The organism is Corynebacterium sp. HMSC073B01 (assembly GCF_001838255.1).
In the GTDB taxonomy this organism is placed as follows: domain Bacteria; phylum Actinomycetota; class Actinomycetes; order Mycobacteriales; family Mycobacteriaceae; genus Corynebacterium; species Corynebacterium jeikeium_D.
Genome location: NZ_KV836153.1, coordinates 111,044 through 122,909, shown reverse-complemented (window position 1 = coordinate 122,909; position 11,866 = coordinate 111,044). Strand labels below are relative to the sequence as shown.

The following is an 11,866-nucleotide window of genomic DNA, read 5'->3' as shown; positions in this document are numbered from 1 at the left end:
ACCGAGCGGACACACTTTTTGTCACTTAACCCGAGAGCTGCACTAATTGCAGTTTCTCGGGATTTATCTTGTGTCCGGAGGGGGACTTGAACCCCCACGCCCGTTAATAGGGCACTAGCACCTCAAGCTAGCGCGTCTGCCATTCCGCCACCCGGACCGGGTAGGAAGCACTTCCGTGCTGACCTGTGATACTGTATCCCGACTACATAATGAAACACAAATTGCCAGGTCAGAGGGGCATTAGCGCGCCAAACCTGGGTGTAATTACATCAGCGGTGTTAGCCCCGCATCCGCCTTGGATTCGCACTGAGAATCAGGCCCTGCAGATAGGGAGTCTTGTAAAGTCCCTGCAGCGCGCTCATAAAGTAGGCACACTGGTAGTTATGACTACGAATTCCAACGACACCGCAAACGACACTGCAAATGCTCCGGTTTTCCCGGGACCAGATCCGTACGCACCGCTGAAGGATTTGCCAACCTTCGAGCTGTCCTCGCCAGATATCAAGGACGGCGAGAAGATTGCGGATGAATTCCGCGCTCCGTCGAATGTTTCCCCACAACTGGATTGGGCAAATCTGCCGGAGGGCACTAAGTCCATTGCCGTGACCTGCTTCGATCCGGATGCTCCGACCGCTTCGGGCTTCTGGCACTGGGCTGTCTTCAACATTCCAGCGACCGAAAAGGGTCTGCCACAGGGAGCTGGCTCCGAAGACGGCTCTAAGCTGCCAGAAGGCGCTATCCAGCTTGTCGGCGACTCGGGCATGCGTGGTCACTACGGAGCTAACCCACCGGCGCAGCATGCCCCACACCGTTACATGTATGCGGTGCACGCGGTCGACGTGGAGAAGCTTGAAGTTCCGGAAGATGCGACGCCGACCGTGCTTGGCTTCAATCTGTACTTCCACTCGATTGCGCGTGCCATCATCACGCCGTGGTGGGAGAACGTCGGGGAGTAGGGATACGCCGCCCACACGGGCAACTCAACCGACCGGGCACGCTACTCATACAGAAAACCCCGGGGCCAGCGCCTTCATGGCAGCTGGCCCCGGGGTCACGTGTTTATTGGGTTAGGAAGCCTCAACGGCTTTCAGCAATTAACCACGCCACGGCAGACCACAGCCGACTGCCTCCGAAATGGAGTAGAATCCCTGAGCTCGAATCTGGCGAGCCAACCCTTGGTGAATGTCACGAATCCAGTCTGGACCGCCATAAATCAACGGTGTGTAGCCCTGCAACAGGGAAGCGCCGTTGGCAATCCGCTCCCACGCCTGCTCAGCAGTTTCAATGCCGCCGACGCTGATGAGAACTAGTTTGTCTCCGACGCGCTCGTGCAGCAGCTTCAGCACCTCTAGTGACCGAGCTGCCACAGGAGCACCCGAGACTCCACCGGCCCCCATCTCCGCGACCTCATCCGCGGGCGTACGCAGACCCTCACGAGAAATGGTGGTGTTGGTAGCCACAATGCCTGCCAGCCCCAGGTCAACAGCCAGGTCAGCAACCGCGATGACATCATCGTCAGAGAGATCAGGAGCGATTTTGACCAGCACCGGCGAGTCGGTCTCCTCAGTCACCGCTGCCAGAATCGGGCGCAGTGACTCCACCGCCTGAAGGTCGCGCAGACCCGGCGTGTTCGGTGAGGAGACATTGACAACAACGTAGTCCGCCAAGCCGCCGAGCTGGCTGGCCGACTCTCGATAGTCATCGACGGCCTCTTCCAGCGGAGTCACCTTGGTCTTGCCAATGTTGATACCAATCACGTCGTCACTGCGACGCGACCGCAAGTTCTCCGCTACAGCAGCTGCGCCGGGGTTGTTGAAACCCATACGGTTCAAAATGGCGCGGTCTTCCTTCAGACGGAACAGACGCGGGCGATCATTGCCCGGCTGCGGCTTGGCAGTCACGGTTCCCAGTTCCGCGTAGCCAAAACCAATTGGCCCCCAGCAATCCGGAGCAATAGCAGCCTTGTCGAAGCCTGCGGCGAGCCCCAGCGGACGCGGGAAGTCCACGCCGAACACGGTTTGACGCAGCACAGCATCGTCAACAACGAGTAACTTGCTCACCGCCCGCTGTAGACTCTCCGACTTCTGCAGCCCCTTCAGGGTCTTCGAGATGGCCTCGTGAATCTGCTCCGGTGGGACCTGGAACATTGCCTTTAGCGCGAGTTGATAGGACTTGGCGCGAAGTTTCGAAGGCATCTACTTAGTCTCTCCCTCGGAGTCGTCTGCTCCCTTGGTGTCACCTGCACCGGTCGGTAGTTTATCGGCTGGTTCCCGAACCGACATCTCCTCACGAATCTTCTCTGCATCCTGCTTGAAATCAGCAATTGCCTTATCGACGTCCGCGGAGTCAAAAATCTGGGCCCCGTCACCGGTAGCCGAGAAGACGCCAATCTGGCCATCCTCGGTGGCAACAATCGACTGTGGATCTGCAACCGTGTTGATGTCCGCGACCTTGACTGGGGTACCCGAGCTGATGTCGTAGCCAGTCAGCTTGTTCACCTTCGTCGAAGTCACCCAGACAATTCCGCGCGATTCATCGACCGCTACCGCCCACGGAGCCTCCGGGGCCGGAGCTGCCTGGTGGAGGCGAATGACGTCAGTGGCAGTGTAAATAAGAAGCTGGTTGCCCTTGGTGTCTGCGGCAGCAATGACATGATCACCGGAAGCTACCTTGCCGACGCCGATACCCGCACGCAGCGCAGAGCCAGCGCGGGACTCATCGAGCTTGAGCTCATGCACCGAAGTCTCCGGACGGTTGACCTCTAACAGCTTGACGTCCGCGTCATTGTCCGCTTTGGGAATCTCAACGAGCTGCGACCCGTTATTGGCAGCCTTGAAGTCACTGGCCAACTCACCATCAGCGCCGAACACATCGACGACATTGCTATCCGCATGGGCACCGATGATGCGGCCGCCTTCCAGGCCAACTGCGGCGGAGTAGTTGGTGCCACGGCCGACAACGGCCGTTTCCGTAGCCTGGTCAGTAATGACGTGGATGCCATCTTCACACGGCAGCAAAGCGTTAGGGCCGCCCGGCGCGAGCTCACCACACTTCGCGCCCAGCTTCATTGATCGCTCAATTGGGTTATTCAGCGGACCGGCAAAGATTTTGTCCCCGGCCTTCAGGACAACTCGGTCGCCGACCAGCACGGCATCGGTAACGTCCTCATCAATCTTCTTGGCCCTCCCGATAGCAGTATCGGGAGCAGCGGGTGAAGCGGCCGGCACTGGCGTGGCGTTGCCCATTCCGGCATCGATGTCTCCTTCCACATCGGAGGAGCACCCTGCCAGGACCACTGCGCTAGCGGAAAGCCCCGCTAGAAGGGAGGTTATGACACGTCGACGACTGTTTTCACTCACGCTATAGAAACTACCACCCCGGCCTGATTACTTTGTGGACGCCTCCAGCCGTGGGAGGCTCTCGCATTCGTTGTGCCTTATAAGTCTTTATAAGAATGCGGTTACTGATTACAGCGTGACGTCGTCAAGCGCGTTGCAAATCTGCGGTGGCAGCGTGAGTTGTTCGGCGGTGAGGTTTTCGCGTAGCTGAGCGCGGTCTCGAGCGCCAACGAGGATCGAGGTGACGCCCGGCCGATCGCGTGCCCAGGAAATCGCTGCGACGGCAGCACTGACGCCGAGCCCCTTGGCTGCGGTGGTCAGCGCGCCTGCAACCGTGACGCCGCGCGTGTCGAGATAGTCCTGTACCTCTGCGTCGGCGTGTTCGGAAGCAGCGCGGGAGTCCTCGGGAATGATGTGCTGGTATTTGGCGGTCAAAACGCCTTGGGCCAGTGGGGCGCCACCGATAAAGCCGAGCCCCAAATGCTCACAGGCGAGCAGTAGTTCAGCCTCAGGGCTTCGCTGGAGCAGCGAGTACTCATGCTGTGCGAACACCGGAGCGATTCGATCCGCGGCGGCATGCGTCACCGCCGCCTGCCAACCGCTGTATCCACGCACTCCGGCGTAACGTACTTTCCCCGTGAGCACAGCCCATTCCAGGGTATCGGCGACCTCTTCCGGTGGGGTCAGCCCATCCCAGTAGCCGGGCGACCACAGATCAATGTGTTCGACGCCGAGGCGTGCGAGCGTATCGTCGAGGTCCTTTTGCAGTGTCTTACGCGAGCAGTCCACGCGCCTGCCGACGGGCCGCTCGGGGTGTATGCCAGATGCGACCGAGAGCACCAATTCGTCGGCGACACCGCGCTTTGCGATGACTGCACCCAGCATGTCGGCAACAGTGTCGCCGCCGTGGAGTGGGGAAGCGTCGACAAGGTTGCCTCCGGCGTCGAGGAAGTCCGTCAGGATGCGTCCGGCTTCGTCTTGCCTGGTACCCGCACCCCAGGTGGCCGTACCCAGCCCCAAGGCGGAGACGCGTAAACCGCTGTTGCCCAGAATTCGTTGTTGCACGATTTTTACTTTAGGACACCCGTGTGCGGTCGCGGGAAAAGTTCCGCGGGAGAGGTCTCGCTATCGCCGCACCGAAACCTCGCTATAGCCACAACACAAACCGGACGAGTAGCCTATACACCCGTGACTATCATGACGACACTAAGCGCCTCAGCAGATACCGCTGCCGATACCGCCGGCACCGGTATGACCTGGGCGCAGACAATCATCCTGTCCGTAGTGCAAGGTCTGACGGAATTTCTCCCGGTGAGTTCCTCGGGGCACCTTCGGATTGTCTCCGAGCTGCTGTGGGGCCAGGACGCCGGTGCATCCTTCACCGCTGTGGTGCAGCTTGGCACCGAATTGGCTGTGTTGGTGTTCTTCGCCAAGGACATCTGGCAGATCCTCACTGGCTGGTTTGCCGGTCTGTTCAATAAGGAAGCCCGCGGTTTCAACTACCGCATGGGTTGGATGGTGATTGTCGGTACGCTGCCGATTGCCATCATCGGTGTGCTGGGGAAGGACCTCATCCGCGATAACCTGCGCAATCTCTGGATTACAGCCGCTGTGTTGGTGCTTTTCTCCTTTGTCTTTATCGCCGCAGAGAAGTTCGGCCGTCGTGAGCGCAACTATGAAGAGCTGACCATGCGAGATGCCATCGTCATGGGTTTCGCGCAGTGCCTGGCGCTCATTCCGGGTGTGTCGCGCTCGGGCGGTACGGTGTCTGCCGGCCTGTTCTTGCACTTGGACCGAGAGGTTGCAACGCGTTTTTCCTTCCTGCTGGCTATCCCCGCTGTTTTCGCTGCTGGAATTTTTTCGCTTCCAGACGCGTTTGACCCTGCGGCGGGACAGGCCGCTAGTGGAGCGCAATTGGCCATCGGTACGCTGATTGCCTTCGTCGTCGGCTATGCGTCTATTGCATGGCTGCTGAAGTTCGTGTCGAACCACTCCTTCGCTTGGTTCGCCGCGTACCGCATCCCGGTCGGTTTGATTGTTATGGTGTTGCTCGGCTTCGGCACGATCAACGCTGTTTAGTGAGGTAGTGAGTATTTAATGCATTCGTGGCCCCAACCACAGGTTCCCAGTCTCGGCGATGCGCGTTTCGATGTGTTCAACCGCGCCAGCAATACAGGTAAGGCGCATTCGCTTGACGACGAAAGCTCAACATCGGTACCCCTACGCCTCTACGACACCGCGGATCAGAAGGTCTCCCAGGTGGAAGCGGGACCGGAGGCGACCATGTACGTGTGTGGCATCACACCCTATGACGCCACGCACCTGGGGCACGCAGCAACCTACCTCACCTTTGATCTGATTTACCGTCAGCTGCTGGATAATGGACACTCGGTGCATTACGTGCAGAACATCACCGATGTCGATGACCCGTTGTTCGAACGTGCGGAGCGCGATGGGGTGGACTGGCGCGAGCTGGGCACCTCGCAGATTGATTTGTTTCGCTCGGATATGGAAAACCTGTCGGTGATTCCACCGCGCGACTACATCGGCGCCATTGAGTCCGTGGGCGAGGTCGTGGAAATGGTCGAGAAGCTGCTGGAGAATGGCTCGGCCTACCAGCTCACCGATGACGAGTACCCGGATGTGTACTTCCGCAAGAGTGCCACTGAGAACTTTGGTTACGAGTCCAATTACTCGGCAGAGCAGATGGCGGAGTTCTTTGCGGAGCGCGGTGGCGACCCGGATCGCCCGGGCAAGGAGGACCCACTGGACGCGCTGGTGTGGCGTGCCGCTCGCCCCGGGGAGCCAAGCTGGGAGGCTCCTTTTGGTGCGGGCCGGCCGGGTTGGCACATTGAGTGCTCGGCGATTGCCACCAACCGCCTGGGTAAGAGCTTCGACATTCAGGGCGGTGGCTCGGATCTCGCGTTCCCGCACCACGAGTTCTCGGCGGCTCACGCTGAAGCCGCTACTGGCTGTGCACGTATGGCGCGCCATTATGTTCACGCTGGCATGATTGCGCTCGACGGCGTGAAGATGTCCAAGTCGCTGGGCAACCTGGTGTTTGTCTCCAAGCTGGTGGCCGCCGGCGTCGACCCGAGTGCTATTCGCATTGGCGTCTTCGCCAGCCATTACCGCTCTGATCGCGATTGGTCGGACGAGGTGCTGGAGGCGGCCAAGGCACGTCACGAGGCCTGGCGTGCGGCTTGCGCAACTACAAAGACTGCCACCGATGAGAAGGCTGTGAGCGCAGCAGCGGCACTGGTTGCCGATGTGCGCGCAAGCCTGGCCAATGACCTGGATACGCCGGCTGCTCTGGCCGCTATCGATGCCTGGGCTGCGGAGTGGTCCTCGGATACCAGCAACAAGGCAGATGCTGGCACAGTAACCGGCGCAGCGGGTGCCGGAGAATTCGTTGCCGCCGCGCTGGACGCGCTGCTTGGCGTTAAAATTTGAGCATGAGCAACTCAGATCTGTCTGCTGTCGAAGTAACGCAAGAGAACATCGATAAGCTAGTTGCCGATTTGCGCATGTTTGCCACCGGCAGCTACCTGCAGCCCGAGGAACGCGAGTTCTGGGAGCCACTTTTTGACGAATCGGTAGCCGACCAGGTCGGGGAAGCCCTCCGTGAGGCCGCCGCTGGTATTGATCAGGCGGCGGAACTGGCCGTCGATAAGCGAGAAGAAGCCGCAACGCAGGCGGTAGAGAACTGCCTACAGCGCGTGGCTGCGATTGAGCATGAGCACGGTGGCTCGATTTTTGATGAGGAGCTCGACGAGATTCTCGCGATTATCAATTCCGCAACGAAGGCTGTCGGTTTGGACCTGCCTGCGGTGAAGGCGGAAAGCTACTTTGAGATGGAATAACCAGCCCGATTAACGGCGCGGTTATGAAAGTAGACTAAGGTGTCTATTCATGACTGATCGCCACTCTTCCGAGTTCCTCACCGCACTGCACAGCCGTGTACTCATTGGCGATGGCGCCATGGGTACCCAGCTGCAGTCTTTTGACCTCGACGTTGACGCGGACTTCCTCGGCTACGAGGGCTGTAATGAGATTCTCAATGACACTCGTCCCGACATCATCGAGACGATTCACCGGCGTTATTTCGAGGCCGGCGCCGACCTGGTGGAAACCAATACCTTCGGCTGCAACTTCCCGAACCTCGCGGATTACGACATTGAAGACCGTATCCAGGAGCTAGCGCACAAGGGCACCGCAATCGCCCGCAAGGTCGCTGACGAAATGGGGCCGGGGCGCGAGGGTATGCGACGCTTTGTCCTTGGTTCGCTGGGCCCGGGCACGAAGCTGCCGTCTTTGGGGCACGCTCCGTACGCTCAGCTTCGCGACGCTTACACGGAGGCCGGACTCGGCATGATTTCCGGTGGCGCGGATGCGTTTTTGATTGAGACCTGTCAAGACTTGCTGCAGGTCAAGGCAGCAGTCAATGGCGTCAAGGCCGCCATGCGACAGGCTGAGAAGAAGATTCCGATTGTCGTCCACGTGACTGTCGAGACCACAGGCACCATGCTGATGGGCTCGGAGATTGGTGCAGCCCTGGCAGCGCTGCAGCCGCTGGGTATCGACATGATTGGCCTAAACTGTGCGACCGGCCCGGACGAGATGAGCGAGCACCTACGCTACCTGTCCAACTTCGCCTCCATTCCGGTATCGGTAATGCCGAATGCGGGTCTGCCAGTGCTGGGTAAGAACGGTGCGACCTACCCGCTGACCGCCCCAGAGCTGGCCACAGCGCTGCGCGGCTTTGTTGAAGAGTTTGGCCTGGCGATGGTCGGTGGCTGCTGTGGTACCACACCGGAGCATGTTTCCGCTGTTCGCGATGCTATTACCGGTGCAGGCGCTTACGCTGAGCAGGGCCCTGCTGTTCAGGCAGCACGCCCATCGACGGATCCGGATGCAAAGCCAATCGATGAGGTCGCTTCTCTGTACTCGGCAGCCCCGCTGACGCAGACAACCGGCATCACCATGATTGGTGAGCGCACCAACGCCAACGGTTCCAAGGCTTTCCGCGAGGCCATGCTGGCCGGCGATTGGGAGAAGTGCCTTAACACCGCCCGCGGTCAGGTCACCGATGGCGCACACATGATTGACCTGTGTGTGGACTACGTGGGGCGCGACGGTCGCGATGACATGGCAACCCTGGCATCGCAGATCGCCACCTCGGTGACGTTGCCGGTCATGCTGGACTCCACGGAACCGGAGGTTTTGAAGACTGGCCTGGAGCACCTCGGTGGTCGCTGCGCGGTCAACTCTGTGAACTTTGAAGACGGCGATGGCCCGGACTCGCGTTACCAGCGCATTATGCGCCAGGTTGTTGAGCACGGTGCTGCCGTGGTCGCTTTGACTATCGACGAAGAAGGTCAGGCGCGTACAAAGGACAAGAAGATTGAGATCGCCGAGCGTCTCATCGCCGACATCACCGGCACGTGGGGACTGCGCGAGCAGGACATTATTGTCGACTGTCTGACTTTCCCGATTTCCACTGGCCAGGAGGAAACTCGCCGCGACGGCATCGAAACCATCGAAGCCATCCGCGAACTTAAGCGTCGCCACCCGAACGTGCACACCACGCTCGGTCTGTCCAACATTTCCTTCGGTCTGAACCCGGCGGCTCGCCAGGTACTCAACTCGGTGTTCCTCAACGAGTGCATCGAGGCCGGCCTGGACTCCGCCATTGCCCACAGCTCCAAGATCTTGCCGATGAACAAGATTGACAACAAGCAGCGCGAAGTCGCTCTCGATATGGTGTACGACCGCCGTCGTGAAGCGGGACACCCCGACGGGGAGTACGACCCACTGCAGGTATTCATGGAGCTCTTTGAAGGAGTCTCCGCCGCTGACGCGAAGGACGCCCGGGCCGAAAAGCTTGCCGCCATGCCGCTGTTCGACCGCCTGGCGCAGCGCATCATCGACGGTGAGCGCACGGGTATCGAGGCTGACCTCGATGAGGGCATGAAGGAAAAGGAACCGCTGGCGATTGTTAACGAGGACCTGCTGCGTGGCATGCAGACCGTTGGTGACCTGTTCGGTTCCGGCCAGATGCAGCTGCCATTCGTGCTGCAGTCGGCCGAGACGATGAAGGCCGCGGTGGGCTACCTCGAGGGCTTTATGGATGCCGAGGATGCCACGGGCTCCAAGGGTTCGATTGTGCTGGCCACGGTGAAGGGCGATGTCCACGACATCGGCAAGAACCTGGTGGAGATTATTCTCTCCAACAACGGCTACACCGTGCATAACCTGGGCATTAAGCAGCCGATCGCTACGATTCTGTCCGCCGCCAAGGAACTGGATGTCGACGCCATCGGCATGTCCGGCCTGCTGGTGAAGTCCACTGTGGTGATGAAGGACAACCTGCTGGAGATCAACTCCGCCGGCGATGCCACCCGCTTCCCAGTACTGCTCGGCGGCGCCGCGCTGACGCGTAGCTACGTGGAAGACGACCTGTCCGAGCTCTACCACGGCGATGTCTACTACGGCAGGGATGCCTTCGAAGGACTGCGCATCATGGACGAGCTGATGGCAGCTAAGAAGGGCCTCGGCCCAGACGAGAATTCGCCAGAGGCCATTGCTGCCCGCGAGAAGAAGGAAGCTCGCCGCGCCCGCCGTGAGCGCTCCAAGCGCATCGCCGCGCAGCGCGCCGCCAAGGCTGCTGCTGAAGCCCCCGAGGTGCCGGAGCGTTCCGATGTCGCCGCTGATGTCCCCGTTGCGACACCGCCGTTCTGGGGAACCCGCATTGTCAAGGGCCTGCCCCTCGACGACTACCTGACCACCCTCGACGAACGCGCTCTGTTCATGGGGCAGTGGGGTCTGCGCGGCACCCGCGGCGACGAGGGACCGAGTTACGAGGAACTGGTCGAATCCGATGGTCGTCCACGCCTGCGCGCATGGCTGCAGCGCCTGCGCGCCGAGAACATCCTCCAGCATGCGGCTGTCGTCTATGGCTACTTCCCAGCAGTTTCTGAGGGCGATACCGTACACGTACTGCCGCTACCTGCGGAAGGGGAGCAGCCCGACCCCGCGGCAGAGCCAGTGGTGTCCTGGACCTTCCCGCGCCAGCAGCGTGGTCGCTTCCTATGCATTGCTGACTTCATTCGCTCGCGCGAAGATGCCATCGCCGCAGGACAGTCCGACGTCATGCCGTTCCAGCTGGTGACCATGGGACAGCCCATCGCTGACTTCGCCAACGATATTTACGCCAAGAACGAATACCGCGACTACCTGGAGGTTCACGGTATCGGCGTGCAGCTCACCGAGGCGCTGGCCGAGTACTGGCACCAGCGCATTCGCTCCGAGCTCGCGTTCTCCGACGGCACAAGTGTTGGCGCGGAAGACTCCGACGATACCCAGGACTTCTTTGACCTGAAGTACCGTGGCGCTCGTTACTCCTTCGGCTATGGTTCCTGCCCGGATCTGACCTTCCGTCAGGGCATGATTGACCTGCTGCAGCCGGAGCGCATCGGCGTGGAGCTCTCTGAGGAGCTCCAGCTGCACCCAGAGCAGTCCACCGATGCGTTCGTGCTCTACCACCCGGAAGCGAAGTACTTTAACGTGTAGCTTCGCGTTATCCCTGCGGTCGCACCAGCAAGGTCTGCATGCTGCGGCCGATGGGGCCGTGCACATCGTAGAGCTCGCCCGCGGTCATGCCGATTCCGTCCGGCCCAATGGAACCGCGGGCGGCGATGCCCACCCAGCCGCCGTCTTCCGACTGCAACTCCGATTCCGCCGACTTCTCCGAGGCGCCGAGCTGGGGGAGTCGGTGCAGGTGAACCACTAAGTCGGTATTCATAAACGCCCACTGGTGCGGGCTCAGCGTGGCCCCGATACCGTTGGCGGTATCAGCTACCTGCATGACTCGCTCCACCGCAGTCGGCTCCTCCCCGAGCACGATTGGGTACTGCGCGCGAACCCAGTGAATTTGCGTCTCGGCCAGCTCTTCCGTCGCGCCGGCGCGGGCTTCAATTGATTCGATGTAGCCGCCACTCCAATCGTCGGTAAGCGGAATGTACTCGGCGCTGCATTCCTCGGGCCCGGGCACCTGCTTGTCGAATGCACGCTCAATATCCCGCGTATCCGCAGTGGCCATCATCCATGCGGACGCCGTGGCAACTGGCCGCCAGGCACCCTTGACGTCGGCAAGCAATTCGGCTTCGACCTTGGCGATTTGCCGCCCCGGGCGCGAGACCCATGAGCGCGCGCGGAGCTCCGTGTACGGTACAGCCGACAACAGATCCACGGCGATGCGAGTAATACGCATCCCCTCGCTTTCCAGACGGCGGCGCTCCAACATGCGCGTCAGCAGCGCCGACGGCGGCGCACCGTGCTGAAACGGCCCCCACGCCCCATAAGTGAAGCTAGTGGGCATGAAGCGCTCGTAGCTGAGCTCGCCTTCGGTGACCGTCCCTAGCGGAATGAAGTATGCCTCGGGTTGGTCGATAGCCTGGGCGAGCGAATCTTCAGTGGTTGTCATAGCGAGTCGATGCCTTTCATTCACGCGGAACACGTTCATGCGG

General features: G+C 60.5%; 9 protein-coding genes and 1 tRNA gene. 5 read left to right on the top strand and 5 right to left on the bottom strand.

Annotated features, from left to right (window positions below; translation table 11 throughout):
- Positions 1–71 precede the first annotated feature (71 nt).
- Positions 72–157, bottom strand: a tRNA-Leu gene (locus HMPREF2849_RS05250).
- Positions 158–383: 226 nt separating this feature from the next.
- On the opposite strand from HMPREF2849_RS05250, the gene HMPREF2849_RS05245 reads away from it, so the two are divergent.
- Complete coding sequence (locus HMPREF2849_RS05245; protein WP_049170574.1) at positions 384–956, top strand: YbhB/YbcL family Raf kinase inhibitor-like protein; 573 nt, start codon at positions 384–386, stop codon at positions 954–956.
- Positions 957–1,094: 138 nt separating this feature from the next.
- On the opposite strand, the gene HMPREF2849_RS05240 is transcribed toward HMPREF2849_RS05245, so the two are convergent.
- The 3 genes from HMPREF2849_RS05240 to HMPREF2849_RS05230 all read right to left on the bottom strand — a co-directional run bounded on the left by HMPREF2849_RS05240 (position 1,095) and on the right by HMPREF2849_RS05230 (position 4,403).
- Complete coding sequence (locus HMPREF2849_RS05240; protein ID WP_049189276.1) at positions 1,095–2,195, bottom strand: quinone-dependent dihydroorotate dehydrogenase; 1,101 nt, start codon at positions 2,193–2,195, stop codon at positions 1,095–1,097.
- Entirely contained in the window at positions 2,196–3,359 is a 1,164-nt protein-coding gene (locus tag HMPREF2849_RS05235; protein WP_179078157.1) for a hypothetical protein, read from the bottom strand.
- 108 nt (positions 3,360–3,467) lie between these two features.
- Positions 3,468–4,403 (bottom strand): aldo/keto reductase, encoded by a 936-nt coding sequence (locus tag HMPREF2849_RS05230; protein ID WP_070862694.1) that lies wholly within the window; start codon positions 4,401–4,403, stop codon positions 3,468–3,470.
- 132 nt (positions 4,404–4,535) lie between these two features.
- On the opposite strand from HMPREF2849_RS05230, the gene HMPREF2849_RS05225 reads away from it, so the two are divergent.
- Genes HMPREF2849_RS05225 through metH form a run of 4 tightly spaced genes read left to right on the top strand, consistent with a single transcriptional unit; the run spans position 4,536 to position 10,910 of the window.
- Positions 4,536–5,417: an undecaprenyl-diphosphate phosphatase gene (locus tag HMPREF2849_RS05225; protein WP_040361409.1), complete on the top strand. Its 882-nt coding sequence runs from the start codon at positions 4,536–4,538 to the stop codon at positions 5,415–5,417.
- Positions 5,418–5,435: 18 nt separating this feature from the next.
- On the top strand, positions 5,436–6,791 hold the full coding sequence (gene mshC / locus HMPREF2849_RS05220; RefSeq protein ID WP_070604591.1) for a cysteine--1-D-myo-inosityl 2-amino-2-deoxy-alpha-D-glucopyranoside ligase: 1,356 nt from the start codon (positions 5,436–5,438) through the stop codon (positions 6,789–6,791).
- A 2-nt stretch (positions 6,792–6,793) separates the two neighbouring features.
- Positions 6,794–7,201, top strand: coding sequence for a hypothetical protein (locus HMPREF2849_RS05215; protein WP_016422788.1), 408 nt, complete (start codon positions 6,794–6,796; stop codon positions 7,199–7,201).
- Positions 7,202–7,250: 49 nt separating this feature from the next.
- Entirely contained in the window at positions 7,251–10,910 is a 3,660-nt protein-coding gene (metH, locus tag HMPREF2849_RS05210; RefSeq protein WP_070429709.1) for a methionine synthase, read from the top strand.
- A 7-nt stretch (positions 10,911–10,917) separates the two neighbouring features.
- Here metH and HMPREF2849_RS05205 read toward each other — a convergent pair whose 3' ends face one another.
- On the bottom strand, positions 10,918–11,823 hold the full coding sequence (locus HMPREF2849_RS05205) for a thioesterase family protein (RefSeq protein WP_016422790.1): 906 nt from the start codon (positions 11,821–11,823) through the stop codon (positions 10,918–10,920).
- Positions 11,824–11,866: the final 43 nt, after the last annotated feature.